Source organism: Actinomyces sp. Marseille-P3109 (assembly GCF_900323545.1).
In the GTDB taxonomy this organism is placed as follows: domain Bacteria; phylum Actinomycetota; class Actinomycetes; order Actinomycetales; family Actinomycetaceae; genus Actinomyces.
In genome coordinates this window covers 801,987-827,561 of record NZ_OOHN01000008.1, presented here as the reverse complement: position 1 = coordinate 827,561, position 25,575 = coordinate 801,987, and the positions used below count along the sequence as shown (strand labels likewise).

At 69.7% G+C, this 25,575-nt stretch carries 22 protein-coding genes and 1 riboswitch; of the genes, 7 read left to right on the top strand and 15 right to left on the bottom strand.

Annotation, left to right across the window (positions count from 1 at the left end):
* Positions 1-60: 60 nt before the first annotated feature.
* The gene (locus BQ8008_RS03915; RefSeq protein WP_108832893.1) at positions 61-2,313 is read right to left on the bottom strand and encodes a DNA gyrase/topoisomerase IV subunit B; all 2,253 of its coding nucleotides are present in this window, start codon (positions 2,311-2,313) and stop codon (positions 61-63) included.
* Positions 2,314-2,410: 97 nt separating this feature from the next.
* Entirely contained in the window at positions 2,411-3,187 is a 777-nt protein-coding gene (locus BQ8008_RS03910) for a hypothetical protein (RefSeq protein WP_108832892.1), read from the bottom strand.
* Positions 3,188-3,371: 184 nt separating this feature from the next.
* Between BQ8008_RS03910 and BQ8008_RS03905 the strand changes: the two genes are divergently transcribed.
* Together BQ8008_RS03905 and BQ8008_RS03900 are read left to right on the top strand one after the other, a co-directional pair.
* Positions 3,372-3,644, top strand: a complete 273-nt coding sequence (locus BQ8008_RS03905; RefSeq protein ID WP_199907928.1) for a DUF7455 domain-containing protein — start codon at positions 3,372-3,374, stop codon at positions 3,642-3,644.
* A gap of 185 nt (positions 3,645-3,829) precedes the next feature.
* On the top strand, positions 3,830-4,240 hold the full coding sequence (locus BQ8008_RS03900; RefSeq protein ID WP_108832891.1) for a rhodanese-like domain-containing protein: 411 nt from the start codon (positions 3,830-3,832) through the stop codon (positions 4,238-4,240).
* 39 nt (positions 4,241-4,279) lie between these two features.
* Here the strand turns inward: BQ8008_RS03900 and BQ8008_RS03895 are convergent, their stop codons facing one another.
* The 5 genes from BQ8008_RS03895 to BQ8008_RS03870 form a co-directional block, all read right to left on the bottom strand.
* Positions 4,280-5,182: an arginase family protein gene (locus BQ8008_RS03895; RefSeq protein WP_108832890.1), complete on the bottom strand. Its 903-nt coding sequence runs from the start codon at positions 5,180-5,182 to the stop codon at positions 4,280-4,282.
* Positions 5,183-5,568: 386 nt separating this feature from the next.
* Positions 5,569-6,414, bottom strand: coding sequence for a bifunctional hydroxymethylpyrimidine kinase/phosphomethylpyrimidine kinase (gene thiD, locus BQ8008_RS03885; RefSeq protein ID WP_108832888.1), 846 nt, complete (start codon positions 6,412-6,414; stop codon positions 5,569-5,571).
* A complete protein-coding gene (gene thiE, locus BQ8008_RS03880; protein WP_108832887.1) occupies positions 6,411-7,073 on the bottom strand; it encodes a thiamine phosphate synthase in 663 nt (220 codons plus the stop codon). The genes thiD and thiE overlap by 4 nt, the downstream gene beginning before the upstream one ends.
* Positions 7,070-7,900, bottom strand: coding sequence for a hydroxyethylthiazole kinase (gene thiM / locus BQ8008_RS03875; protein WP_108834640.1), 831 nt, complete (start codon positions 7,898-7,900; stop codon positions 7,070-7,072). The genes thiE and thiM overlap by 4 nt, the downstream gene beginning before the upstream one ends.
* A 1-nt stretch (position 7,901) precedes the next feature.
* A riboswitch (TPP riboswitch) is annotated at positions 7,902-7,990 on the bottom strand.
* 107 nt (positions 7,991-8,097) lie between these two features.
* On the bottom strand, positions 8,098-9,750 hold the full coding sequence (locus BQ8008_RS03870; RefSeq protein ID WP_108832886.1) for an RNA polymerase sigma factor: 1,653 nt from the start codon (positions 9,748-9,750) through the stop codon (positions 8,098-8,100).
* 237 nt (positions 9,751-9,987) lie between these two features.
* Between BQ8008_RS03870 and BQ8008_RS03865 the strand changes: the two genes are divergently transcribed.
* Together BQ8008_RS03865 and pknB are read left to right on the top strand one after the other, a co-directional pair.
* On the top strand, positions 9,988-11,148 hold the full coding sequence (locus BQ8008_RS03865) for a polyprenyl synthetase family protein (RefSeq protein WP_108832885.1): 1,161 nt from the start codon (positions 9,988-9,990) through the stop codon (positions 11,146-11,148).
* Between the two features lie 101 nt (positions 11,149-11,249).
* On the top strand, positions 11,250-13,277 hold the full coding sequence (pknB, locus tag BQ8008_RS03860; RefSeq protein WP_108832884.1) for a Stk1 family PASTA domain-containing Ser/Thr kinase: 2,028 nt from the start codon (positions 11,250-11,252) through the stop codon (positions 13,275-13,277).
* An 82-nt stretch (positions 13,278-13,359) separates the two neighbouring features.
* Here the strand turns inward: pknB and BQ8008_RS03855 are convergent, their stop codons facing one another.
* The 3 genes from BQ8008_RS03855 to BQ8008_RS03845 all read right to left on the bottom strand — a co-directional run bounded on the left by BQ8008_RS03855 (position 13,360) and on the right by BQ8008_RS03845 (position 17,099).
* A complete protein-coding gene (locus BQ8008_RS03855; protein ID WP_234415213.1) occupies positions 13,360-14,709 on the bottom strand; it encodes a class II 3-deoxy-7-phosphoheptulonate synthase in 1,350 nt (449 codons plus the stop codon).
* A 123-nt stretch (positions 14,710-14,832) separates the two neighbouring features.
* Positions 14,833-16,062 carry a pyrophosphate--fructose-6-phosphate 1-phosphotransferase gene (locus tag BQ8008_RS03850; RefSeq protein WP_108832882.1) on the bottom strand — a complete coding sequence of 410 codons (1,230 nt, stop codon included), beginning with the start codon at positions 16,060-16,062 and terminating at the stop codon, positions 14,833-14,835.
* A gap of 158 nt (positions 16,063-16,220) precedes the next feature.
* Positions 16,221-17,099 (bottom strand): lysophospholipid acyltransferase family protein, encoded by an 879-nt coding sequence (locus BQ8008_RS03845; RefSeq protein ID WP_108832881.1) that lies wholly within the window; start codon positions 17,097-17,099, stop codon positions 16,221-16,223.
* 216 nt (positions 17,100-17,315) lie between these two features.
* Between BQ8008_RS03845 and BQ8008_RS03840 the strand changes: the two genes are divergently transcribed.
* Both BQ8008_RS03840 and BQ8008_RS03835 read left to right on the top strand, forming a co-directional pair.
* Entirely contained in the window at positions 17,316-19,016 is a 1,701-nt protein-coding gene (locus BQ8008_RS03840; RefSeq protein ID WP_108834638.1) for a DEDD exonuclease domain-containing protein, read from the top strand.
* A gap of 97 nt (positions 19,017-19,113) precedes the next feature.
* The gene (locus tag BQ8008_RS03835; protein ID WP_234415212.1) at positions 19,114-19,638 is read left to right on the top strand and encodes a class I SAM-dependent methyltransferase; all 525 of its coding nucleotides are present in this window, start codon (positions 19,114-19,116) and stop codon (positions 19,636-19,638) included.
* A gap of 97 nt (positions 19,639-19,735) precedes the next feature.
* Here the strand turns inward: BQ8008_RS03835 and BQ8008_RS03830 are convergent, their stop codons facing one another.
* Positions 19,736-20,179, bottom strand: a complete 444-nt coding sequence (locus BQ8008_RS03830; protein WP_108832879.1) for a hypothetical protein — start codon at positions 20,177-20,179, stop codon at positions 19,736-19,738.
* Positions 20,180-20,359: 180 nt separating this feature from the next.
* On the opposite strand from BQ8008_RS03830, the gene BQ8008_RS03825 reads away from it, so the two are divergent.
* Positions 20,360-20,983, top strand: a complete 624-nt coding sequence (locus BQ8008_RS03825) for a superoxide dismutase (protein ID WP_108832878.1) — start codon at positions 20,360-20,362, stop codon at positions 20,981-20,983.
* Positions 20,984-21,079: 96 nt separating this feature from the next.
* On the opposite strand, the gene BQ8008_RS03820 is transcribed toward BQ8008_RS03825, so the two are convergent.
* From BQ8008_RS03820 to BQ8008_RS03805, 4 genes are all read right to left on the bottom strand, one after another.
* Entirely contained in the window at positions 21,080-22,108 is a 1,029-nt protein-coding gene (locus tag BQ8008_RS03820; protein WP_108832877.1) for an FKBP-type peptidyl-prolyl cis-trans isomerase, read from the bottom strand.
* A gap of 50 nt (positions 22,109-22,158) precedes the next feature.
* On the bottom strand, positions 22,159-22,551 hold the full coding sequence (locus BQ8008_RS03815; RefSeq protein ID WP_108834636.1) for a HesB/IscA family protein: 393 nt from the start codon (positions 22,549-22,551) through the stop codon (positions 22,159-22,161).
* Positions 22,552-22,804: 253 nt separating this feature from the next.
* On the bottom strand, positions 22,805-24,463 hold the full coding sequence (locus BQ8008_RS03810) for an ABC-F family ATP-binding cassette domain-containing protein (protein WP_199907927.1): 1,659 nt from the start codon (positions 24,461-24,463) through the stop codon (positions 22,805-22,807).
* Positions 24,464-24,511: 48 nt separating this feature from the next.
* The gene (locus BQ8008_RS03805) at positions 24,512-25,180 is read right to left on the bottom strand and encodes a hypothetical protein (RefSeq protein ID WP_108832875.1); all 669 of its coding nucleotides are present in this window, start codon (positions 25,178-25,180) and stop codon (positions 24,512-24,514) included.
* Positions 25,181-25,575: the final 395 nt, after the last annotated feature.

Here is a 25,575-nt window from a genome sequence, read left to right as displayed (position 1 = left end):
GACCGTGACGCGAAGGCTACCGAGGTTACCTTAAGGATTCGCCAACAATTGACGCTTCTGTCAGGCGTCAATGCGCTCGCGATCAACGTCACGGGCGCCCTCGACGATGAAGTCGCGGCGGGGCTCGACCGACGAGCCCATGAGAAGCTCGAAGACGGACTCGGCCTCCATGACCTGGGCCTCGTCCCCCAGCGTGATACGCCGCAGGGTACGGTGCTGGGGCTCCATGGTGGTCTCGGCGAGCTGGTGGGCGTCCATCTCCCCCAGGCCCTTGTAGCGCTGGGGCTCCTTGAAGCTGCGCCCCGAGCGCTCCAGGCGGCGCAGGGTGGTGACGAGCTCGTCGTCGGAGTAGGTGTAGATGATCTCCTTCTTGCGCCGTCCCGAGCCGGAGACCTCGATGCGGTGCAGGGGCGGGACGGCGGCGAAGACCCGCCCCGCCTCGATCATGGGGCGCATGTAGCGGAAGAAGAGGGTCAGCAGGAGGGTGCGGATGTGGGCGCCGTCGACGTCGGCGTCGGTCATGAGGATGACCTTGCCGTAGCGGGCTGCCTCGAGGTCGAAGGTGCGTCCGCTGCCGGCGCCGACCACCTGGATGATGGCCGAGCACTCGACGTTGCGCAGCATGTCGGCCTGGGAGGCCTTCTGCACGTTGAGGATCTTGCCGCGGATCGGCAGGAGGGCCTGGAACTCGGAGTTGCGGGCGTTCTTGGCGGTCCCCAGGGCGGAGTCACCCTCGACGATGAACAGCTCGGAGGCGGCGACGTCGTCGCTGCGGCAGTCGGCGAGCTTGGCGGGCAGGGAGGAGGTCTCCAGGGCGGTCTTGCGGCGGGTGATCTCCTTGTGCAGGCGCGCCGAGACGCGGGCGCGCATCTCGCCGACGATCTTCTCCTCCAGGGCGCGCGCCTGGGTCTTGAGGTCCCGTTTGGAGGAGGTCAGCAGGGCGGTGAGCTCGCGCTCGACCACCTTGGAGACGATCTGGCGCACGGGGCCGGTGCCCAGGACCTCCTTGGTCTGACCCTCGAACTGGGGCTCGGGAACGCGCACGGTGATGACGGCGGTCAGGCCCGCCATGATGTCGTCCTTCTCGACCCGGCCGTCCTTGGAGGTGATCTTCAGGGCCCGGGAGTCGGCCTCGATGCGCTTGCGCAGCACCCTGGTGAGGGCCTGCTCGAAGCCGGTCAGGTGGGTGCCGCCCATGGGGGTGGCGATGATGTTGACGAAGGAGCGCTCGGTGGTCTCGTACCCGATCCCCCAGCGCAGGGCGACATCGACCATGCAGTTGCGCTCGACCTCCACGGGCCGCAGGTGCCCAGTGGCGCGGTCGAGCTGCTGGACGGTCTCGGTGTAGGTGCCCTCGCCGGTGAGACGGAAGGTGTCGGTCACCGAGCCGTCGGAGGCCAGGAAGTCGACGAAGTCGGCAGTGCCGCCCAGGGCCTGGAAGACCTCGATGCCCTTGTCGGCGCTGGTGTCGAACAGGTCGCCGCGGTTCTCGGTCGCGTTCTTGGCTGCTGCCCGCAGGGTGACCTCGTGGACGGCGTCGTCGGTCTCGCCGGCGTCGGCGGCGGGCGTGTTGGAGGCGGCGATGGCCTCGGCCTCGGGGCGCCGGTCCTCCAGGCGCAGGGTGAGTCCGGGGACGAGGAAGCTGGTCTGGCGCAGCCGGGCGCGCAGGGCGGCGGCGTCGTACTCGGTGGGCCGGGGGAAGATCTGGGGGTCTGCCCAGTAGCGCACCCGGGTGCCGGTCACGCCGCGGCGCACCTTGCCGATGACGCGCAGCTCGGAGGCCTTGGTGAACTCGGTGAAGGGTGAGGAGGGGCTGCGCCCGGCGGAGTCGTCGAAGATGCCGGGCTCGCCGCGGTGGAAGCTCATGGCGTAGGTCTTGCCGCCGCGGTCCACCTCCACGTCCATGCGCTCGGCCAGGGCGTTGACGACGGAGGCGCCCACGCCGTGCAGGCCGCCGGCGGCGCCGTAGGAGCCGCCGCCGAACTTCCCACCGGCGTGCAGCTTGGTGTAGACGAGCTCGACGCCGGTCAGGCCGGAGGAGGGCTCGATGTCGACGGGCACGCCACGCCCGTTGTCACGCACCTCGATGGAGCCGTCGTCGTGGACAGTCACTGAGATGTCGTCGCCGTGCCCCTCGAGGGCCTCGTCGACGGCGTTGTCGATGATCTCCCACACGCAGTGCATGAGCCCGCGCTGGTCGGTGGAGCCGATGTACATTCCCGGGCGCTTGCGCACGGCCTCCAGCCCCTCCAGAACGGAGAGGTGGCGGGCTGAGTAGTCGCCCCGGCTGGTCTTGTTCTCGGATGAGGGCACGCCGGGAATCTAGCCGATCAGCGCCGCCCGCGCCTCGCGCCCCGCCGCCGGGAGGCGTGTGGCGTCATGCGTCATGCAACCGCTGGGTCCCATGGCGTCATCGAGACGCCCACTCAAGCGGGAGGGCGGGAGCCACTCTGGCGCTGCCGATCCCGCGGCCCGCCTTACCCAGCCGGAAGCGCACTCGCCTCTTGAGCACGGTGCCCGAGACGGCTCGCCCGTTCACCAGCCCTTCGGCCGGGAAGAGGGTAAAGGTCCACCGCTCGGCGTAGTCGGAGTCGGGGACGAGGCCGGGCGGGCACTGCAGCAGGCGGGCGCCCCAGACCTGGCGGGTCATGAGGGCGCGAGTGTCGACGCCGTCGACCTCGAAGCGCTCCGCGGGGGCTGCGACGACGTCCTCGTGGCTTCCTGCTGAGATCCCGTACTGGCCGACGACGCCGGCCAGTATCGTCCAGCCGTCCCGGCCCAGTGTGAGCCCGTCGAGGTCAGCGAGGTCGGCTCCCTCCCCCAGGGCGGGGTCGACGAGGTCCTCAACCAGGTCCGGCTGCTGGCCGCGGCGGATGCGAGGGTCCATGGCGCCGCGGGTGTCGAGCCGGTCGATTGCTGGGATCGCCAGCAGCCCGTAGTCGACGCCATCGGCGAAACGGAAGGAGGCGAAGTGCTCGCGCAGACGGGCCACCGCACGCTCAGCCCGCTCCCAGCGGCTACCGGCGCTGCCTCTGCCGCCCGTGCCCTCATCCAGGCACTCGGCCACCACCTGGGCGGGCGGCCGCAGGCCCGCGGCCTTCAGCGCCTGGCGAAGGGCCGTGTTGGTCGCCCAGCTCGAGCGCTCCAGGCGCGAGATCTCGTGGTCGCGGAACTCCTGCACCGACATTGCGACTGCTCCTCTTCCGATTTCTGTGCGTTGACAACCCGCCGATACCGCCCCCAGCATTCACCCGATCGGTCGGCCCCACGGTGAGGTGCGCCATGACGGCGGTGCGCCGTGGGCGAAAGTGCGTGCGCCTCAGGCGGAAACGACTCTTTCGGACGGTCGGAAGCGCCCGCGCCATGATGCAATGCGAACCATGAGCACAACCGGAACCCCGACCGCCGCACAGGCGGTGACCACCCTGGACGAGCAGACCCCCTCTGCCGCTGACTCCAACGAGCGCCCGCTGACCACAGCCGACCGTTGCGACGTCTGCGACGCGCAGGCATACGTCCGAGTCGTCATGCTGACCGGCGAGCTCTTCTTCTGCGCCCACCACGCTCGCCAGCACGGTGAGAAGCTCAAAGAGGTTGCCTTGCTCTTCCAGGACGAGACCGCGTCACTGACCGGCGGTCAGTGACGCGGACATTATATTTACGCCACAGTTGGCTGAATATCACTGCCAGTTCTCACCGGACCCCGTTTATCCTCGTCTCTGAGGCCCTGACCTTGTTCCTGCCCCGAGTCTCCCGGAACAGAGCCTTACGCTGATCCAGCATCCCACCCAGGCTCGATGAAGCCGCATGACTCCCGAAGGAACCGTCTGTGAAACGTCCCATCCGCGCCCTGGTCACCTCTGCCCTGCTTGTCTCCTGCGGTGCGCTGGCACTGACTGGCTGCTCGGGATCCTCCGACTCCAGCGCCTCCTCCTCCGCCCACACCACCCCGGCAGACGCGAAGGCTACCGGCCCCGTCGTCATCATCGACCTGCGTTCAGCCGAGGAGTACAAGCAGGGGCACCTGGAGGGGGCCGTCAACTACGACTTCTCATCGGGTGACTTCTCCAGCCAGATCTCGGGACTGGACCGCAACGCCCAGTACCAGGTCTACGGCACCGACGACCAGCCCAAGATGGCCAGCGCCGTCATGCGCAATGCCGGCTTCCCCAGCGTCACCGACCTGGGGGCCATCGACGCGGCCAAGAACACGACCGGCGCCAAGATCGTCACCGACTGACGCCGGCTGCCCCTGGCCGGTTCGGACGGCCTCGCCCGCTCACAGAAGCGGCAGCCCCTCCAGGAGATGGGTGAGGGCAACAACCTGCCGGGGCACGTACTCGGCGATCGTCAGTCCGACGACGTCGGCCACCCGCCCCAGGTCCTTGACCACACGATTGGTCTGGGCCACGCTCAAGCCGCCGCGGTCGTAGCCCAGCCCTAGTCGGACCTCGTCGGCGTCCACGGTGTCGACGTCCAGGTGGATGGCCACGCGGCTGCACCCGGTTGCCTCCAGCCACCTCAGCAGGGGCGTCGTCGAGTCACGCAGGTTGGCCGGGCTGAAGACGTGCAGTCCCCACCTGGCGATGTTCGGGTAGTCGTCCTCGGTCCAGGAGTGCAGGCCCGCCAGGGCCACCCGGGTCGGAGAGACGAAGGCCGTCAGCTCCTCCATCACCTCGGCGTCACCGGCACCGATGATGTGGGAGACCGCCATGGCGTGGTATCCGGGGTACTGGGAGTGCGAGGTGCCGATGTCCGGGTGGGAGTCGATCCAGACGACGGCCAGATCCTCCCCGTAACGGGCGGCGAGCTCGGTGAAGGGAACGACGGAGACGGCACAGTCCCCGCCCAGGGTGAGGATCCTGGGTGCCTCGTGGCGGGAGATCGCCTCGCGGGCGTCACGGATCCCGGCCAGGACCTGGGCGCGTGACTCCATGCCGTTGGTGACAAGCACCTCCTCACCGGTGGGCTCATCGCTGACCGGGACGACCTCCGTGGGGCCGGCGTGCTCGGGCAGGAGCGCCGTGAGCACCCGGGTCCCCAGCGCGTAGACGCGCCGCGCCTCCCCGTAGGGCAGCTCGGGCAGCAGGCTCCGCACCGAGGACTCCCCCGCCCCTTGCCACTGGGGCCATATCAGGCGGAGGGTGTCGGACTGGGCAAGGGCGGTACGTGCGTGAACCATCTCAGTGCTCCTGAGCGAGGGCGTCTCTCGGTCCATAGTTTACGAGCCCGGGCTGTACGGCACCTGACCCAGTCCTGAGTCGTACGTCGAGTTGCACGAACCTTGGGCGCCACTGGGGAACGTATCGATGCACTCCACGCTGGGTAAGTGGAACCTGAGGCTCGTGGAGTACGAGTCCGGGCTGATCTCGCACCGGCATGTGGAGCCGGCCGGCACCGCCTCGTTCCTCGTCACCGACCGCACGTAGCCGAGTCCGGTGGCCTCGTCGTAGCGGCAGAGCCAGGGGCCTCCCGAAGCGCCCTTGCCGACGTCGCAGCCCTCGGTCCGTACCTCGTTTCAGCAGGTGCACCGCAGTGAGCTCAGGTCGTCGACGACAACGACATCATTCACCATCCGGTTCTCATGCGGGCCCGGTAAAAATGGTGGACGGGCCCGTGCCCGTGCCCGACGCCCAGGGCGTCGGCGTGCTCGATGGCACCGGTGAGGTAGTCCTTGGCGTCCCGCACCGCCTCCAGCCAGGTCGCCCGGCGCGGTCGCAGCGAGGCGATCGCTGAGGACAGCGTGCAGCCCGTGCCATGGGTGTTGCCCGTAGCGACCCTGCGACCGTGCAGGATCTCGACGACGTCGGCATCGGCGTAGACGTCGATGGCGTCACCGACGTCGCCCGAGTGATCTGCGCCTCCGGTGAGGTGGCCGCCTTTGATCAGCACCCGTCGTACGCCCAGATCCCTCAGGCGGCGCGCCTGGCCGCGCAGCTCACCGAGGGTCGCCGCGGGCTCCTCCCCCAGCAGAACGGCCGCCTCGTGGAGGTTAGGAGTGATGAGATCGACCTTGGCGCACAGACGGCGCACGGCGCCGACGGCCTGCTCGTCGAGAAGGCGGTCCCCGGAGGTGGCCACCATGACCGGGTCGAGCACCGTGTGAGCGAGTCCGGGCAGGCACTCCCCCACCGCGTCCGCCAGCTCGGCGGTGGCGAGCATCCCGATCTTCGTGGCATCGGGGAGGATGTCCTCCAGCAGCGTGTCCATCTGGAGACGGACGAAGTCGACCGGCACGGCGTGCACACCGGCCACACCGCGCGTCGACTGGGCAGTCAACGCCGTGATGACACTCATCGCGTAGGCGCCAAGCGCGCTCATGGCCTTCATATCGGCCTGAATGCCGGCGCCACCGCTGGGATCTGAGCCGGCGATGGTCAAGGCGGTCACGGTTGCCGAACGCTGCTGGCTCATCGCCGACCTCCTTCGCCCCAGGCACGGTGCAGATCGGCGGCGACGCTCCTGGGGTCCTCGGCCGTGCAGATGGCTGATACGACGGCGGCACCGGCCAGACTACCCGCCCGGAGGGCCGGCAGGTCGCTGGCCGTGATGCCGCCAATAGCCACAGCAGGCAAATCGGTCAGGGCAGCCATGCGCGCCACGCCGTTCACCCCCAGGCTCTTCGGGGCGTCGGTCTTGGTGGCGGTGGCGTGAACGACGCCGATGCTGACGTGGTCGCAGGCGCCCTGCTCCTGAGCGGTGCGCAGCTCGTCGGGAGTCGCGACAGACAGCCCGAGGTAGGCGTCCTCCCCGACGAGACGACGTGCGATGCGGGCGGGCAGGTCCGACTGGCCGAGGTGTACCCCGGCCACGGGCGCTCCCTGATCGCGCGCCGCCAGGAAGATGTCGACGCGGTCGTTGACGATGACGGGGACCTGATCACCGACAACCCCGGCCACCTCCAGCACCTGAGTCAGGAAGAGTCCGCCGTCGGCACCCTTGGCGCGCAGCTGGACGCAGGTGACTCCGCCGTCGACAGCGGCCTCAACGGTGGCCAGGACATCTCTGCCGCGCGAGCGGCACTGGCCCTCATCGGTGACGAGGTAAACTGACAGGTCCGGTGCGGCCCTCATGCCGGCCCTCCCTGCGCGGCGGCGGTCGCGCTGGTAGCGCTGACGCTGACGTTCTGCAGGTCCTGCACCTCGAGGGCGTACAGAGCGTCGAGGAAGGCCGGTGGAAAGGATCCGGGGCCGGTTGATCGGGTCTCCGCGCGCTCTGCAGCAGCGCTGTAGACGGCGTGCGCAGCGACGACGGCGCTCACGTCATCCAGGCCCTCTTTCCGCCCCGCCCCGAGAAAGGCCGCGACCACCGCACCCAGAGCGCAGCCCCCGCCGGTCATCCGAGTCAGTAGCGCGGAGCCGCCCTGAATGTGGACGACGCTCTCGCCGTCGGTGACCAGGTCGACGGGCCCGGAGACGGCGACGACGCAGCCGTGGCTGCGGGCCAGGTCGCAGGCCGGATCGAGTGCCGCGGCGACGTCGTCGGCGGTCTCGGCGCCCCGCCCACCGCTGCCGTCACTGGCCAGAGCCAGGATCTCCGAGGCATTGCCCCGTACGACGCTCGGTCCCCGGCTGAGGAGCTCATGGGCCAGTGCGGTGCGGTGCGTCAGTGTGCCGATGGCCACCGGGTCGAGGACCCACGGCGTGCCCGCGTCAGCCGCCGCAGCCACGGCCTCGCGGGCGGCGTCCCGCTGCTCGGGCTGAGGCGTACCGAGGTTGATGAGCAGCGTGGAGGCGACGCGGGCAAAGGGGCCCGCCTCCCCCGTGATGTCCACCATGGCGGGCGCCGCGCCCAGGGACAGGAGAACGTTGGCGGTGATGTTGGTGACCACCGCGTTGGTGATGCAGGAGACCAGCGGGGCGTGGCGGCGTACCGCCTCAAACGCCGCTGGAGCAGACATGCCCCAGTGCATGTGACATCCCTTCGTCAGTACTAGCTGGACAGGTTCGACGGGTGTGTTCTCAGCCATGTGGCACCCCGTGTCACGATTGAGACACTAGCACCGACGGCGTCGGCCCCGGAACCCTGATGGTTCCGGGGCCGACGCCGTTGAGATGAGCGAGCTGGTGGCGCTCCTCGCTTGTCCGGTGAATCCGGTCAGTCGAGGTAGTCGCGCAGGACCTGGCTGCGCGAGGGGTGGCGCAGCTTGGACATGGTCTTGGACTCGATCTGGCGGATGCGCTCGCGGGTGACTCCGTAGACCTTGCCGATCTCGTCGAGGGTCTTGGGCTGGCCGTCGGTCAGTCCGAAGCGCATGGAGACCACGCCGGCCTCGCGCTCGGAGAGGGTGTCGAGCACGGCGTGCAGCTGCTCCTGGAGGAGGGTGAAGCTCACCGCGTCTGCCGGGACCACGGCCTCGGAGTCCTCGATGAGGTCGCCGAACTCGGAGTCCCCGTCCTCACCCAGGGGCGTGTGCAGGGAGATCGGCTCGCGCCCGTACTTCTGAACCTCGACCACCTTCTCCGGGGTCATGTCCAGCTCGACGGCCAGCTCCTCAGGGGTGGGCTCGCGGCCCAGGTCCTGGAGCATCTGGCGCTGCACGCGGGCGAGCTTGTTGATGACCTCGACCATGTGCACCGGGATGCGGATGGTGCGGGCCTGGTCCGCCATGGCGCGGGTGATGGCCTGGCGGATCCACCAGGTGGCGTAGGTGGAGAACTTGAAGCCCTTGGTGTAATCGAACTTCTCCACGGCGCGAATGAGGCCCAGGTTGCCCTCCTGGATGAGGTCCAGGAAGAGCATGCCGCGGCCCGTGTAGCGCTTGGCCAGCGAGACCACCAGTCGCAGGTTGGCCTCCAGCAGGTGGTTCTTGGCGCGCTGGCCGTCCTGGGCCACCCAGTGCAGCTCGCGGCGCAGCTTGGCCTGCAGGTCGTTGCCCTCCTCGGCCAGGCGATGCTCGGCGTAGAGGCCGGCCTCGATGCGCTTGGCGAGCTCGACCTCCTGCTCGGCGTTCAGCAGCGCGACCTTACCGATCTGCTTGAGGTAGTCCTTGACCGGGTCCGCGGTGGCTCCGGCGGTGACGACCCGCTGGGCGGGCTCGTCGCCCTCGTCAGAGTCGGACACGGTGAAGGAACCGTCCTTGTCCTGGGACTTGCCGCGCTTGCCGGACTTCTTGGAGGCGGCCTTCTCCGCCTCCTCCCGGCGCATGCGCTCGAGCTCCCCGGTCAGGGCCGCGATCGAGGGCTGCATCTTGATGCCCTTGATGACCCATCCGCGGAAGATGTAGCCGTTCTGGGCCAGGTAGTCGCGCGCCACCATGGGCGCGGAGTCACCGATGACGAACCGGGGCACCGGACCGTGGCCGTAGGGTGCCAGGGTGATGGGCTCCTCCAGGGTTCCGTGGCCGGCGATCTCCAGGTTCTCCACGATCGTGCGTGAGCGCACGAAGAGAGTCGCCCCGGGGGCCAGCCGGACGCCTTTGAGGGAGGCCGGGTTGTTGAAGGGGCGGCGCTTGGAGCCGTCGCCGTCCTCCTCCAGGCTCACGTCCAGGTAGTAGTCGCGCAGCTCGGGGGCGGGGCCGTCATCCTCCTGGACGATCTGCGCCTCGGAGTCGTCGTCCTCCTCGTCCTCATCCTCATCAGAGTCCACGTCGTCCTCGTCGGAGTCGTCGAAGTCCTCATCGTCGTAGTCGGAGTCGTCGGTGTCGTCGTCTCCTTCGTCGTCGAGGTCGAAGTCCTCGTCGTCGAGCGTGGTCTCGTCGACGTCGTCAGTGAGCTCGGCGCGGGAGCGCGTCACTGTGGAAGAAGCCACGGAGTTCCTTTCGCGTGGGCGGGCGGACAGCCGGCGGCGGGGTATGGGGACCCGTCCCGGCACAGCAGACAACCCCAGAATTGTAGCGTTTATTCCCCAGCACCTTCGCCCCGGCAACTTAGCATGACCTTACCTTTGCCGCAGCCGCCTTCCCCATGGACGAAGGCGCCGCTCGAAGCGCACCAGTGGACGCGTCCGTGCCCACCTGCCGCCCCGTCTGCGTCTACCCTGGCAGGCATGAGCGAGATGCCTACGGACCTGGGCCGTGTCCGTCCCACCGTCGAGCGCCGTCTGGGGGAGATCCTGGACGACTGCCGCCGGCGCTGGGAGGACCTGGGGCAGGCCGCACCGGAACTGCTCAAGGCCGCCGAGAGCGTCCTCGGCGGAGGCAAGCGCATGCGCGCCGTGCTGGGTGCGGTCGGCTGCGCGCTCCTGACCGTCCCGGACCATCGGGCCGAGCGCCTCACCAGCGCCGACGCCGTCCACCTGGGTGCGGCGCTCGAGCTCTACCAGGCCAGCGCCCTGGTTCACGACGACCTCATGGACGGAGCCGACACCCGTCGAGGACTGCCCGCGGCGCACCGTGCCTTCGCCCGCGAACACGACGCCCGCGGCTGGCTGGGACGGGCGCAGACCTTCGGGGCCAACGGCGCCATCCTGCTCGGCGACCTCCTGCTGTCCCTGGCCGGAGGGGAGATGAGCACCCTGGCGGGTGCCCGTACCGCGCCCGAGGCCGGGGACGACGCGGCCGGGCGCGCCCGGGCGGCCTTCGACGCCATGACGACCGAGGTTGCCCTGGGCCAGTTCCTGGACGTGCGCAGCGAGAACCTGCCGCTGCCCTGGGGGCAGGACCCCGCGGCCGCTGCACAGCGGATGCACGACGATGCCCTGTCGGTCGTGCGCCACAAGTCGGCCCGGTACTCGGTGCGTCACCCGCTGCTCATCGGCGCCCTCCTGGCCGGGCTGGATCCGAACAGTCCCACCGCCGAGCATCTGGCCGCCTTCGGCGAGCAGGTCGGCATCGCCTTCCAGCTGCGCGACGACGACCTGGGCGTCTTCGGCTCGCCGCAGGTCACCGGCAAGCCCGCGGGAGACGACCTGCGGGAGGGCAAGCGCACGGTGCTGCTCGCCCTGGCCTGGGGCCGCTGCGACGAGGACGGCCGGCAGCTGCTCGGCAGCGTCCTGGCCAACGCCAAGGCCACGCAGGACCAGATCGCCGAGGCGGCGACACTCATCGAGGACTGCGGCGCGCGCGCCGATCACGAAGCGATCATTGCCACGCACCGCGACGCGGGACGTGAGGCTCTGGAGCGCCTCAGCACCGAGGGCGTGGTGAGTACCGCATCGTTGGACGACCTGGCGGCCCTGGCGGACCTGCTGACGCGCCGTAGCTCCTGACATAGCACGCGAAACGGGCATCTGCCGGCGGGTGGGCAGTACTACCCACCCGCCTCGACGAGCGGCTGTCGGCCCGCCGTCGGCACCGTAGAATCGCGCTCGTGGTCACGGATCCCCTCATTGGTCGGCTGGTCGACTCTCGCTACGAGATCGTCGATCATCTTGCGCGCGGCGGTATGGCCACCGTCTACCGCGCCCATGACCGTCGCCTGGACCGGACCGTGGCGCTCAAACTCATGCACGCCCACCTGGCCGACTCCCCCGACTTCGTCTCTCGCTTCCGCCGTGAGGCCCGGGCAGCGGCCAGGCTGTCCAACCCGGGTGTGGTGGCCGTCTACGACCAGGGCAGCCTCGACGGGGTGGCCTACCTCGTGATGGAGTACGTCGAGGGCCCCACGCTGCGCGACCTCATCACGGCGGGACCGCTGTCGGTCAAGGAGGCCCTGGGGCTGGTGGCCCAGCTGCTGCGACCGCTCGGGGCGGCCCATCGGGCCGGGCTGGTGCACCGCGACATCAAGCCGGAGAACGTGCTGCTGCCCTCGGACGGCTCGGTGGCCAAGGTGGCCGACTTCGGCCTGGCCCGGGCGGTCACGGAGGTGACGCAGACGACGACGGGTAACGTGCTGGGCACGGTCGCCTACCTGGCGCCCGAACTCATCACATCGGGGGACTCCACCTCCCGCGCCGACGTCTTCTCCGCCGGGGTGGTTCTCTACGAGCTCCTCACCGGCGAGCAGCCCTTCACTGCGGACTCCCCCATCCAGATCGCCTTCCGCAACGTCCACGAGGACGTGCCCCTGCCCTCCGCACTGGTCCCCGACATGCCCGCGGACGTCGACGAGCTCGTAGCGACCATGACCCGCCGTGAGCCGCAGGACCGTCCCGCCGACGCCGACGAGGCACTGACGCTGCTGCGCAACGTCGTCGACGAGCTCACCGACTCCGAGCTCTCCGTACGCCGCGGTGGTGGGACCGGGTCGATCAGGACCCAGGAGGTGATGACGGCCAATGCCCAGGCCGCCCGCTCCGCCATCGACAACGAGCCCCAGGACGGCGATGACGAGGCCCCCGGCGAGGACTCCGCCGCCTCGCACGCCGGCATGCGCACCGTGTCCCTGCCCATCGGCTCCATCGGACCGGACGTCAAGGGCAGGACGCGGGCGCTCTCGCGCAGGGCCCTGGTGGCCGACTCCCAGAGGACCACTGCCGTCCCGACCCGGGGGCGGGGCGGCACCCTCAACCGCCGCACGGCCGTCATCGTCGGGCTGCTGGCGGTGGCCGGAACCGGGGCGGGCGTCACCTGGTACCTGACGGCCGGCCCGGGACGGCGGGTGCCCGTCCCCGACATTGTCGGCATGTCTCAGGACGAGGCGCAGCTCGCCCTGGAGAAGCAGGGGCTCAACTGGGGCACGCCGGCGCGGGCCTACTCCGACACGGTCCCGGCCGGACACGTCATCTCCTGCCAGCCGAGGGCCGGCCAGAAGGTGGGGCTCGGCCGCGCCGTCACCACCGTCATCTCCCGGGGTGTGGAGACCAAGACGGTTCCCGACGTCATCGGAAAGACCAAGGACCAGGCCGGCGCCGCGATCAAGGGTGCGGGCCTGACCCTGGGGACCGTCACCGAGGAGTACTCCGCCAGCGTCGCGTCGGGCAAGGTGATCTCCTCCGATCCCAAGGCCGGCAAAGTCATCGAGCACACCGAGAAGGTCTCGATCGTGGTCTCCAAGGGCAAGGAACCGGCCACCATCCCCGACGTCACCGGCATGAACGAGGACGACGCCAAGAAGACCCTGGAGGACGCCGGCCTCAAGAAGGGCAAGGTCAGTCAGGACTACTCCGACTCCGTGGACAAGGGGAAGGTCATCTCCTCCTCCCCCATCGCCGGCGCCTCGGGCTACTCCAAGGGCGACTCGGTGGACCTGACCGTCTCCAAGGGGCCGGAGAAGGTGGCAGTCCCCGACGTGACGGGCAAGAGCGAGGACGAGGCCAAGAAGACCCTGGAGGACGCCGGCCTCAAGGTGGAGGTCAACAGGCGCCTGGGCGGCCCGTTCGGGACCGTGCGCTCCACCGACCCCGCGCCGGGTTCCAGCGTCAAGTCGGACTCCAAGGTCACCATCAACATCTTCTGACGGCGGCATCCCGGTCCGGTGAGGTCGCGACCGGGCCTCGCTTCGCCGGCCCGGCGGGGCGGGACGGCTCCCGGCGGGGCCTTCAGCCCTTGAGCATCTCGGCGATCTCGAAGGCGACCTCGAGGGACTGCTGGTGGTTGAGGCGCGGGTCGACGAGGGTCTCGTAGTGCTCGGCCAGGCCGGCCTCGTCGATGTGCTCGCCGCCGCCGAGGACCTCGGTGACGTCGTCGCCGGTGAGCTCGACGTGGATGCCGCCCGGGACGGTGCCCAGGGAGCGGTGGACCTCGAAGAAACCGCGGATCTCATCGAGGATGGTCTCGAATCGGCGGGTCTTGTAGCCGTTGTCCGAGGTAATGGTGTTGCCGTGCATGGGGTCGGTAATCCACGTGACGGGGCGCCCGTCGGCGCGCACCGCCTCGACCAGCGTCGGCAGGGCCTCGCGGATGCGGCCCGCACCCATGCGGGTGATGAGGGACAGGCGCCCGGGAACGCCGTCGGGGTTGAGGCGGTCCATGAGCCGGGCGACGTCGTCGGGGGACGTGGTGGGGCCGACCTTGACGCCGACGGGGTTGTGGACGCCGGTGAGGATGGCGACGTGAGCGCCGTCGGCCTCGCGGGTGCGCTCCCCCACCCAGAGCATGTGGGCGGAGGTGTCGTAGAGGCGCCCGGTGCGGGAGTCCTCACGGATCATGGCGTCCTCGTACTCCAGGAGAAGAGCCTCGTGGGCGGCGTAGAAGTCGACCTGGCGCAGGGCGTCGAAGTCGACGCCTGCGGCCTCCATGAAGCGCATGGCCCGGTCGATCTCGTCGGCGAAGGACTCGAAGCGCTTGTAGGCGGGGTTGGCGGTGAAGCCGCGGTTCCAGGAGTGGACCTCACGCAGGTCCGCGTAGCCGCCCATCGTGAAGGCGCGGATGAGGTTGAGGGTGGTGCCCGAGCGCAGGTAGGCGTCCAGCATGCGCGTGGGGTCGGGGATGCGGGCCTCGGGGGTGAACTCGTGGCTGTTGACGGAGTCACCGCGGAAGGCGGGCAGGGTGACCTCGCCGCGGGTCTCGGTGTCCGAGCTGCGGGGCTTGGCGTACTGGCCGGCCATGCGGCCGACCTTGACCACCGGCGTGGAGGCGCCGTAAGTGAGGACCGCAGCCATCTGGAGGATGGTCTGGACCTTGAGACGGATGTTGTCGGCCGTGTTGTGGACGAAGGACTCGGCGCAGTCCCCGCCCATCAGGACGAAGGCGTCCCCGGCGCTGGCCTGGGCGATGAGGTCGCGCAGGGAGTCGACCTCTCCTGCGAAGACGAGCGGGGGCCGGCGGCGCAGGTCAGCCACCACGCCGGCCAGCGCGGCCTCATCGGGGTAGGCGGGCTGCTGCAGGGCGGGCAGGTGGCGCCAGGTGGAGGCCTGGGCGTCCGTGCGGGCGACGGAGAGCTCGTTCATCACGCCTGTCAGCATAGGCCAGCCGGAGTACGGCCTGGAATCCGCGCCGCATCGCGAAACAGAGTGGCCGGTGCCGTCCCCGGGGACGGCACCGGCCACGGCGCAAGAGGTGCGGGCTCAGCCTCAGTGCTCGGGGGCGACCTCGGCGGGCTCGACCTTCTGGCCCAGCTCGGCCATGAGGTCGGTGAACCAGCCCTGGGTGATGTCGAAGGGCTTGGCGCCGGCGATGCGCGGGAAGGCGATCGCGGTGAGCTCGTCGTTGTTCTCCTCGTCCTGGCCGATGACGCCGGACTCGCCGCGCAGGGCGCAGTCGACGGCCAGGTCGCACATCTTCTTGATGAGGGCGAGGTCCTCGGCGTTGGCGTGGGCGGCGCGCGAGTAGTAGCCGGACTTCTGGACCATGACCTTCTCAGCGCCGATGAGCTCGGCGAACTGCTTGGCGAACCACTGGCCGGGGTTGATGGTGTCGAGCTTGACGTGGCCGAAGGGGTCGCGCTGGACCTCCTGGCCGGCGGCCTCCATCTCCGCGATGATCTCGGGGACACCGGCGCCCTCGGACAGGAAGATGTTGACGTTGCCCTGCTCGTCCATGATGGCCTTGAGGCGCTTGGCCTCAGCGGCAATGTCGAGCTTCATCTCGGGGATGAAGACGGCGTGAACGTCCCAGCGCTCCTTGGTCAGGCCGAGGGAGGGGGCCCACTGCTTGGTCTGGAGCAGGTCGTGGTAGCGGCGGGCGGTCTCAGCCGTGAGGTAGCCGCAGTTGCGGCCCATGCACTCGTGGACGATGAGCATGCGGGGGTTGGAGCGGTGCTCGCCGATGACGTTGAAGGCGAAGCCGGCGCCCTCGTCGGCCGCGGTCCAGGCGCCCAGGGACTGGCGGACCGGGACGACGTCGTTGTCGATGGTCTTGGGCAGGCCGACGACGGTGAGCTCGTAGTCGTTCTCGTGGAGGTAGGCGGCAAGGTCCGCGGCGGTGGTGTTGGTGTCGTCGCCACCGATGGTGTGCAGGACGTCGACGCCGTCCTTGCGCAGCTGCTCGGCGGCGAACTCCAAGGGGTTGACGCCCTCCTTCACCAGGCCGCGCTCGACGAGGTTCTTGGCGTTGGTGAGCTTGACGCGGGAGTTGCCGATCGGGGACCCGCCGAAGTCGCGCAGGATGCCGGCGTTCTTGCGGGCCTCGTCGTCGATGACGATGTAGTTGCCGGTGAGCAGGCCGTGGTAACCGTACTGGTAGGCGATGATCTCGACCTCGGGAGCGACCTGCGTGTAGCGCTCGATGAGGTCGCCGACGGCGGCGGACAGACAGGGGGCGAAACCGCCAGCGGTGAGCAGGGCGACGCGACGAATCGACATCGGGAACCTTTCGGGTTGTGGGTACTCGGGGTCAGCGCCCCGGCCGGATCGTGCGGCACGCGCCGCACCGGGCGCCAGTCTACGTGCCATCTGCGGCAGCTGACAGGGACCGGGAGGACGGATTGAGGAAGACGGGACAATCGCCCGGTGTCCACCCGTCACTCGGCGCCGGGCTCGGCCTCGTCGTCGGCAGTCTTGTCCTTCTTCTTGTCCTTGCCGCTCTTGTCCTCGGGCGGTTCGGGAACGGAGACCTCGGGGGCGGGGCGGCCACCGGGCGCGGCCACGGGGGCGGCCGAGGGCCGGGCCTGCGCCTGGGCGGCGAGCATCTCGGTGACGACCTCGTCGGCGGTCTTCTTGTCCGTGTCCATGGCCTTCTTGACATCGGCGGCGTAGAGGTCCACGTACTCCTGGCCGGAGAGGGCCATGAGGGCGTACATGATCTCGTCGGTGATGGAGCGCAGCACGAAGCGGTCGTTCTCCAGGCCCTTGTAGCGGGAGAAGTCCAGCGGCTCGCCGATGACGATGCCCACGCGGTGGCGGGTGGAGGGGATGGACTTGCCGATCGGCTGGGCCAGGTTGGAGCCGATCATCGCCACGGGCACCACGGGCGCGCCGGTGGCCAGGGCGATGCGGGCCACGCCGGTCTTGCCGCGGTAGAGGCGCCCGTCGGGGCTGCGCGTGCCCTCGGGGTAGATGCCGAACAGCTGCCCCGAGCGCAGGCGGTCGATGCCGGCCTGAAGCGCCGCCTGGGAGGCCTTGCCGCCGGAGCGGTCCACGGGGATGGTGCCCACGGTCTTCATGAAGTTCTTCACCGCCCAGCCCTTGACGCCCTTGCCGGTGAAGTAGTCGGCCTTGCCGATGAAGGCGACCTCGCGGTCCACCAGCAGCGGCAGGAAGAAGGAGTCAATGACCGCCAGGTGGTTGGAGGCCAGGATCGCCGCACCCTCGATGGGAATGTTCTCCTCACCGCGGATCCAGGGCTGATAGAGCATCTCCAGGGCCGGGCCGACTGTTGCCTTGATGGGTCCGTATCCCACGCGGGGCCTCCTGTGATCTGCTGGCTGGGCGGCCACCACACGTTCCTGCACCATCGGAGACGGACGGCACCGGAGCCGGCGGTGCCGCTCGGGTATGGGGATGATTCTAGGGTGCTTGCCACCCTGCTCGCACCGACTTCCCGACTGATGAAGACGATGCATGTCACTGCCATCCTCTAGCCTGCGACCGTGAGCACCGTCAAGACCCCGAGCGTCATGAGCGCCGGGGGCGCTGCACGCGCTGCGGGCACGGCGAGCACTGGCCGCGCCGGGACCCAGGTGTCCTTCGCCGACATGGGTACGCCCCTGGAGCGGGCGACCTTCGTCGTCGTGGACCTGGAGACCACCGGCGGGGCGCCGGGCGCGCGTGCGCTCACCGAGATCGGGGCCGTCAAGGTGCGCGGCGGGCAGGTGCTGGCCGACTTCTCCACCCTAGTCAACCCCGGGGTGGCGATCCCCGCCCAGATCACGATGCTCACGGGCATCACGAACGCGATGGTGGCCGGGGCCCCCGGCGTGCGCACCTGCGTGGAGGCCTTCCTGTCCTGGGCGGACCTGCTGGCCGACGACGTCGTCCTCGTGGCGCACAACGCCCGCTTCGACGTCGGCCACCTGCGCGGTGCTGCGGCGGCCCTGGGCCTGGAATGGCCCGAGCCCCGTGTGCTGGACACGCTGGCGCTGGCCCGCAAGGCCTGGCCCCGCAGCGAGGTGCCCAACCACAAGCTGGGGACGTTGGCCGCCTTCGTGGGCTCCCAGACCCGCCCCACGCACCGGGCGCTGGATGACGCGCGCGCCACCGTGGACGTGCTGCACGCGGCCCTGGAGGTCATGGCACCGCTCGGCGTCACGCATCTGGAGGACCTCACCACCGCCTCCGACCCGGTTCCGGCCAAGCGCCGATCCAAGTGCCGCCTGGCCGACGCCCTGCCCAGCAGTCCCGGCGTCTACCAGTTCCGCTCGGCGGCCGACCAAGTGCTCTATGTGGGCAGTGCCGTGGATCTCAGGCGCCGGGTGCGCTCCTACTTCACCGCCGCGGAGAAGCGCCGCAAGGTGGCGCAGATGCTGGACACGACTGTGAGCGTGCGCCATATCGCCACGCCCACGCTCATTGAGGCGCGGGTGCGCGAGCTGCGGATGATCGCCGAGCTCGACCCTCCGGTCAACCGCCGTTCACGGGCCCCGCGCCGCCGGCCCTGGCTCCACCTCACTCAAGGCTCGGGAGCCGATGCCGAGCCCCGGTTGGCACTCACCACCGTGCTGCCCACCGAGGAGGTCGGCCGCGCGATCGGGCCCTTCGCCTCGCGCAGCCGAGGTCAGGAGGCCCTGCGCGCCGCCGAGTCGGTGCTGCGTCTGCGCCACTGGGACGGCCGCGAGCTGCGCCGGGTGCGCCGCGACGACGTCCCGGCTGAGCCTTCGAAGGCAGTGGCCTGCCTGTCGGGCGAGGTCGACCTGGTGGCCACTCCTCTGCTGGAGCGCATCGCGGCTCTGTCCCAGGCCGAGCGCTACGAGGAGGCCGGCGCCTGGACGAGTCGCCTGCGCTGCCTGCTGCGCGGGGTGGCGCGAGCCGAGCGGGTGCGGCCGCTGCTGGCCTGCCCGCATCTCATGGCGGCCCGCAGGCGCGAGGTCGGGGGCTGGGAGCTGGTAGTGGTACGCTGGGGCGTACTGGCCGGCTCCATGACGACCGCCCCGGGGGCCGACCCGCGTCCCGCCGTCGAGCTGCTGCGTGCCAGTGCCCGGGTCGTCGACAGACCCGACCGCGTTGGTCAGTCGGCCAGCATCGAGGAAACGAGTCTGCTGGCCGACTGGGTCCTGGAGGACGGTGCCCGCATCGTGGAGGTCGACGGCGATCCCTCGATCCTGACCTGGCCGGTCGGCTCAGCCGCCCGCCACCGCAAGGTCCTGGCCTCCGAGGAATGACGACTCCTCCCCTTGTAGGCTCCGCAAGGTGAATTCGCGTCACGTGTGTTCGGAGTACAGCGCTCGCGCTGAGGCGTATGCAGAGGCCCTTGGCCACATGGCGGCGACGGCGGAAAAGGACAGAGAGCTCATCGTCCGATGGGCGCGAGGGGTGCGGGGACGGATCGTCGATCTGGGTTGCGGCCCTGGGCACTGGACCGCCTATCTCCATGACCTGGGCCTCGAGGTCGAAGGGGTGGACCCGGTCGAGAGATTCGTCAAGATCGCCCGCGCGCAGCACCCGCACGTGACGTATCGGCAGGGTTCCTTCGCCGAGTTACCGGCAGGGTCCTACGGGGCCGTCTTGGCCTGGTACTCCCTCATTCACATCCCGCCTCAGGACCTGGCGGGAACACTGACGTCCTTGAGAGACAGCCTCGAGCCGCAAGGGGACCTGCTCGTCGGGTTCTTCGCCGGGGACCGGGTCGAGGAGTTCCCCCACGCGATTGCGCCGGCCTACTACTGGCCGCCACGGGCCCTGGCCTCGCTTCTGGAGCGCAGCGGATTCAACGTCCTGGACGTGGAGCACCGTAAGGTCGCCGGCGCACGCGACCACGGCAGCATCTGCTGCCGCGCGGTTTAGAAGGCCGCTTCAGCGCACGCGGGACGGAAGCGAAGCGGAGCGATGGCTCGATGTGGCGGATCCGCCCCGGCTTTGGGCGGGCGCAGCAGGATCCGGCTCAGCCGGCGGGGGCGACGGTGCCGCGGCGGGCGGTGAGGGCCTTGGCGACACCCTCCTGGAGGCTCAGCGGGTCCAGAGGCCGGGGCACGACAACCTCGGCCTTGGCCCAGGCGGCCAGCCAGTCGTCCTGAGGCCGGGCCGTCAGCAGCACGACGGCGGGACGCTCGTCGAGCTCGGTGAACAGCTCGTGGGCCAGACCCATGCCGCCGAGCTTCTTGGCCTCGGCATCCAGGACGAGTGCATCGAAGGGCGGCCGGTCCTTCTTCTCGCGGTCCTTGATGGCCATGCGCACACCCTCGGCGGTGGCCGCCTCGGTCCAGGTCACCAGCGGCAGGCCCTTGGCCGGTCGGCGCCCGACACCGTCGATGACCTCCCGGCGCACGGTGGCGTCGTCGGAGAAGACGAGGAGCTCGAGGCGGGCGGAAGCAGCCTGATCAGTCATGGCGGATCCTTCGTGGACGAGTGCGGACAGCAGTGTTTCCGCGGTCAGTGTAATCACATGGAGGCTCACTATCCCTCTTCCAGACCCCACGTCTACCATGAGCCGTGTTCAGGACTTCAGTCCTACGGGCCCTGCTGAGACGGGACTGGAGCCACGTCACCCACCGAAAGGCAGTCCTTGATGGCCGTGTACACCCTTCCCGAGCTCCCCTACGACTACGCCGCCCTGGAGCCCCACATCTCCGGCAAGATCATGGAGCTCCACCACGACAAGCACCACGCCGCCTACGTGGCAGGCGCCAATGCCGCCCTGGAGGCCCTGGCCACCGCCCGCGATGCCGGCGACCTGGGCGCGATCAACCTGTGGGAGAAGAACCTCGCCTTCAACCTGGGCGGCCACACCAACCACTCCATCTTCTGGAAGAACCTCTCCCCGAGTGGCGGCGGTCAGCCCGAGGGCGAGCTGGCCGAGGCCATCAAGGACTCCTTCGGCTCCTTCGAGAAGTTCCAGGCGCAGTTCACCGCCACCGCCCTGGGCATCCAGGGCTCGGGCTGGGCGGTGCTCGCCTACGACTCGATCTCCGGTGGGCTCGTCATCTTCCAGCTCTTCGACCAGCAGGCCAACGTGCCCGTGGGCACCATCCCGCTGTTCATGGTGGACATGTGGGAGCACGCCTTCTACCTCGACTACCTCAATGTCAAGGCCGACTACGTCAAGGCCGTCTGGAACATCGCCAACTGGCAGGACGTCGCCGAGCGCCTGGCCGACGCCGTCGCCAAGGCCCAGGGCCTCATCGTCCGCTGACACGCAGCGCTCATAGAGCGGAGCGAATGCTGTGGCCCGCACCCTTCACAGGGCGCGGGCCACAGCTGCGTCTGGCGGATGCCTGTGCGGCTCGCGCTAGAGAACCTTCTCAATGTCCATGACGTAGGCCGACGCCGGGGCCCCCTGCTGCTGGCCCGTAGCCTGCACCGGTGGCATGAGCACCACGATCCGGGAGCCTTCCGGCACACCAATCAGTCCCGGAACGGACTGCTGTGCCTGCGCCATGTTGATCGACTCGGCGGCCTGCTGCTCCCAGGTGTTGGAGGGCTGGGAGCCGTCCCAGTGGCTTCCGGCCACGTTCATCATGATTGTGGAGGTCTCCGTGATGGCGGGACCGGTCCCCCGGGCCAGCACGATGACCTCGGCCTGCGTCGGCTCGGCGGCATCGGCACCGATGGAGATCGTCGCCGGCTGGCCGAGCTCTCCACTCACCGTCATACCGCGCTGGCTGACTGCCTCCTCGCCCTCCATCGTCGCCGTGGCCGAGGCGCCGGAGACCTTGCTGCTGGCGCCGTCGACGATCTCGACGACGAACACAAGTGTCCCGGCCGGGTTCTGCTGCCTCTGGGCGCCGCCGGCCTGGGCGGCCTGAGCGTCCTGGGCCGCCTTGTTGCCGTAGGCGAGCTCCGGGGGAATCGACATGAGCACCCGGTCACCCACGTGGTGCCCGGTCAGGCCGCACTTCCATCCCTGAATGACGTTCTCCAAGGGGAAGGTCGCCGGGGCGCCGCTCTTGAAGGAGGTGTCGAAGGGGTCGGTGCCGTCCCACTGCCAGCCCGTGTAGTTGGCCTTGACCACGCCGCCGGCGTCGATCTCGGCTCCCGTGCCCTGCGTCAGTGTCTTGACGGTGAGGTTCTTGGGCGCCTGGGCCCCCTTCTTCCAGGACACGGTGGGCTGCGTGCCGGCGTCGCCGCCGATGGTCGGCAGTGACTCGGAGTCGGAGTCGATCGTCAGGGTCGAGCAGTCCACGGGCGCCGTGGCCGCCGGGACCGGGGTCTCGGAGGCGGCCTTGGACGCCGAGGAGGAAGACGACCCCGAGCATCCGGCCAGCGCGAGACAGGCGACCGCGGCCAGGGCGGTCAGGCTGAGGGGTGTGCGGCGCACATGGGCTCCTTGCTTGCAGGGAAGGATCCGCGGGGCGGGATCCGTGGGGATCAGTGGAAGGACTCGCCGCAGGCGCAGCTTCCGGCGGCGTTGGGGTTGTCGATGGTGAAGCCCTGCTTCTCGATGGTGTCGGCGAAGTCGATGGTGGCGCCCGACAGGTAGGGCACGCTCATGCGGTCGACGACGACCTCGACGCTGTCCATCTCGCCGCCTTCGGTGGGGAAGGCGCGCACGGCGTCACCGTCCAGAAGACGCTCGTCGAAGTAGAGCTGGTAGACCAGGCCGGAGCAGCCGCCGGGCTGGACAGCCACGCGCAGGCGCAGGTCGTCGCGCCCCTCCTGGATCAGGAGGCTGGCGACCTTCGCAGCGGCGGTCGCGGTGAGGATGACCTCGTGCTCCGGGGTCTCGGTGTCAGCGGGGTTGGTCAGGGTGGACTCTGCCATGATCATCTCCTGGTCATCTCGTGGTCTGGTCTTGATGTGTCTGCGTTCAGTCTGCAGCGCTCCATGTGGCGCCGCCGAAGGTCCTGCTGCGGCTCTCTTGGCGAGAGTCAACGGGTGCCACCGGAGGCAACGCTCCAGCCAGACGCCTTGTTCCTGGTGACAACCCTACGCGGTCCCCGCCCGGGATCCGGAGTGAGGGGACTCACTGTGTCCGACGGTGTCGCCCCTGAGGATGGGAGGGACGGCTCCGTCCTCAGGCCAGTGCCACCAGCTCGAGGTACTCCGGCCCCCACAGGTCCTCGTCGCCGTCGGGCAGCAGGAGGACCCGGTCCGGATCCAGGGCCTCGACGGCGCCCTCGTCGTGGGTGACCAGGACAACTGCTCCTGCGAAGGTGCCCAGTGCCCCGAGGATCTCCTCGCGGCTGGCCGGGTCGAGGTTGTTCGTGGGCTCGTCGAGCAGGAGGACGTTGGCGCTGGAGACCACGAGCATCGCCAGGGCGAGGCGGGTCTTCTCCCCGCCGGAGAGGACTCGGGCGGGCTTGTCGGCGTCCGAGCCGGAGAAGAGGAAGGAGCCCAGGACGCTGCGCACCTGGGTGTCGTCCATGCCGGGTGCGGCGCGGCGCAGGTTCTCCACGACGGTCGCCTCGGTGTCGATTGTCTCGTGCTCCTGGGCGTAGTAGCCGATCTTGAGGCCGTGGCCGGGGATGACCTCGCCGGAATCGGGCTCCTCCACGCCGCCGAGCAGGCGCAGGAGCGTGGTCTTGCCGGCGCCGTTGAGACCCAGGACTACGACCCGGCTGCCACGGTCGATGGCCAGGTCGACGCCGGCGAAGACCTCCAGGGAGCCGTAGGCCTTGGACAGGCCCGCGGCACGCAGCGGGGTCTTGCCGCAGGGGGCGGGGTCGGGGAAGCGCAGGTGGGCGACCTTCTCCACGGCGGCCTCGTCCTCCAGATCGGCCATGAGGCGCTCGGCCCGCTTGAGCATCTGCTGGGCGGCGACGGCCTTGGTGGCCTTGGCCCGCATCTTCTCCCCCTGGGCGCGCAGGGCCGCGGCCTTCTTCTCCGCGTTGGCGCGCTCGCGACGACGCCGGTGCTCGTCATCGGCACGCTGCTTGAGGTAGGCGTCCCAACCCAGGTGGTAGACGTCGAGGACCCCGCGGCCGGCGTCGAGGTACATGACCTGGTTGACGGTGTCGCGCAGGAGCTCGACATCGTGGCTGATGACGATGAAGCCCCCGGCGTAGGTGCGCAGGTGGTCGCGCAGCCACAGGATCGAGTCGTGGTCGAGGTGGTTGGTGGGCTCGTCGAGCAGGAGGGCGTCGGGCTGCTGGAACAGGACACGGGAGAGCTCGACCCGGCGGCGCTGACCACCCGAGAGGGTGCCGACGGGCTGGTCGAGGACGCGGTCGGGCAGGCCCAGGGCGGCGCTGATGCGGGCGGCCTCCGAGGCTGCCGCGTAGCCGCCGGCCATGGTGAACTCATGGTCCAGGCGCGTGTAGCGGTCCAGGGCCTTGGCCTGGGCCTCGCCCTCGGTGACGGCGATGCGCTCCTCGGCCTTGCGGATGCGGGCCAGGAGGGCGTCGATGCCTCGGGCGGACAGGATCCGGTCGCGGGCGATCTCGTTCAAGTCCCCGACCTTGGTGTCCTGGGGCAGATAGCCCACAGAGCTGGTGCAGGTGATCGTTCCCTCGTGCTCGACGGCCTCCAGGCCGTGGCGCTCATCGGCGTCGTTGACGGCACGACCGGCGCCCTGGGCCACGGAGGTGGCGGCGAGCAGCTTGGTCATGGTGGTCTTGCCTGCGCCGTTACGGCCCACGAGGCCGATGCGCATCCCCTTGTCGACCCGGAAGCCGGCGTGGGCGACGAGCTGGCGGGCACCGATACGCATGGTGAGGTCCTGGACATTGATCACGCGCGCCATCGTACGGGTCCGCCGCTCCTGCTCAGCGCAACGGACCTATCAGTCCCACCACATCCACCAGCCGACTCCTCCGCCGGCCCACTCGGGCCGGGTACGCACGATGTCGTCCGGGATGCACCGGGCGTCGAGCTCGTAGCGCTCCCTGACCCGCTCCCACAGCGCGGAGCACTGGCAGAGCCGGCTGTGCTCGGCGAAGACCTCATAGCCCTGCAGGTCGGGGTCAGCGACCCACAGGGCCTCAGCACTCAGGCGCTCGTCCTCGCGCTGGGGGCCGATCCCGTAGCCGGACAGGCGCACTCGCCCGTCCGCGCCGGCACAGGCGGTCAGCATCGTCTTCAGACTCGGGGAGAGGTTCTGTCGGTCGGCCAGCGCCGGCACTGGGATGCGAGCGAGCAGGTCGGCCGCCGTGGCGGCGTCCATCCCGCGGAACGGTACGTAGTCGCTCATCGGGGCGCCGATGGCGTCCGTGTGCAGCGCCGTCTCCCCTGGCAGGCAGCGCGGGACGTCGAGCCACGGCTCGAGCAGGTGCCACAAGCCGATGCGCACCGTCCACCCCGGCGGGCCGTAGAGCCGCTGTGAGTCGGGCCTGACCAGTGGTGTGCGGTCGGCGGACGAAGCGGGCGGCAAGGTGGTTGTGGGCGGGTGGACCGGAATGGGCGACGCAGTCATGGGTGCCAGTGACGCTGCCAGGGAGGTCTGTGCGTTCATGTCGAGCTCCTTCGCTTGAGGCGGGTCGTGTCCCCAGCGTGCGAATACCGTTCAGCCGGCGCACCCGCTGGTCCGGACGGCTGTGCCTAAAGGGAGCCTCATCTGCACGAACGCGAATCGGTGGAGCCCCGGGTACCGCAAGCTCGTGGGAATTGATGGCATCGGCGGGACAGGCCACCGGTTCAAAGGCGCTCCTGCCCTCAACCGGTCAAGTCTGCCTTGAGCCGGCGACGCGCCGGAGCTCGGCACCAGCCGGACGGACTGTTGCCTTTCAGTTCTGGGCCGTGAGGCAGTACCCTCTTCCCCGAGCACCTCCGTTGCGCCTAAGCAGCACTGAAGGTGACAGATCCCCCACCACCAAGAGCGAGCCCATCGAGGACTCGGAGCGCACCGGC

What these genes read in the sequence shown, in the direction of transcription:
- BQ8008_RS03895 (WP_108832890.1), bottom strand. Translation starts at nt 5,182, where the DNA reads ATGGTTCACGCACGTACCGCCCTTGCCCAGTCCGACACCCTCCGCCTG.
- BQ8008_RS03815 (WP_108834636.1), bottom strand. Translation starts at nt 22,551, where the DNA reads ATGGCAGAGTCCACCCTGACCAACCCCGCTGACACCGAGACCCCGGAG.
- BQ8008_RS03850 (WP_108832882.1), bottom strand. Translation starts at nt 16,062, where the DNA reads ATGTCGATTCGTCGCGTCGCCCTGCTCACCGCTGGCGGTTTCGCCCCC.
- BQ8008_RS03855 (WP_234415213.1), bottom strand. Translation starts at nt 14,709, where the DNA reads ATGAACGAGCTCTCCGTCGCCCGCACGGACGCCCAGGCCTCCACCTGG.
- BQ8008_RS03840 (WP_108834638.1), top strand. Translation starts at nt 17,316, where the DNA reads ATGAGCGCCGGGGGCGCTGCACGCGCTGCGGGCACGGCGAGCACTGGC.
- BQ8008_RS03830 (WP_108832879.1), bottom strand. Translation starts at nt 20,179, where the DNA reads ATGACTGATCAGGCTGCTTCCGCCCGCCTCGAGCTCCTCGTCTTCTCC.
- thiD (WP_108832888.1), bottom strand. Translation starts at nt 6,414, where the DNA reads ATGAGCCAGCAGCGTTCGGCAACCGTGACCGCCTTGACCATCGCCGGC.
- thiM (WP_108834640.1), bottom strand. Translation starts at nt 7,900, where the DNA reads ATGTCTGCTCCAGCGGCGTTTGAGGCGGTACGCCGCCACGCCCCGCTG.
- BQ8008_RS03865 (WP_108832885.1), top strand. Translation starts at nt 9,988, where the DNA reads ATGAGCGAGATGCCTACGGACCTGGGCCGTGTCCGTCCCACCGTCGAG.
- thiE (WP_108832887.1), bottom strand. Translation starts at nt 7,073, where the DNA reads ATGAGGGCCGCACCGGACCTGTCAGTTTACCTCGTCACCGATGAGGGC.
- BQ8008_RS03905 (WP_199907928.1), top strand. Translation starts at nt 3,372, where the DNA reads ATGCGAACCATGAGCACAACCGGAACCCCGACCGCCGCACAGGCGGTG.
- BQ8008_RS03825 (WP_108832878.1), top strand. Translation starts at nt 20,360, where the DNA reads ATGGCCGTGTACACCCTTCCCGAGCTCCCCTACGACTACGCCGCCCTG.
- BQ8008_RS03910 (WP_108832892.1), bottom strand. Translation starts at nt 3,187, where the DNA reads ATGTCGGTGCAGGAGTTCCGCGACCACGAGATCTCGCGCCTGGAGCGC.
- BQ8008_RS03835 (WP_234415212.1), top strand. Translation starts at nt 19,114, where the DNA reads ATGGCGGCGACGGCGGAAAAGGACAGAGAGCTCATCGTCCGATGGGCG.
- BQ8008_RS03805 (WP_108832875.1), bottom strand. Translation starts at nt 25,180, where the DNA reads ATGAACGCACAGACCTCCCTGGCAGCGTCACTGGCACCCATGACTGCG.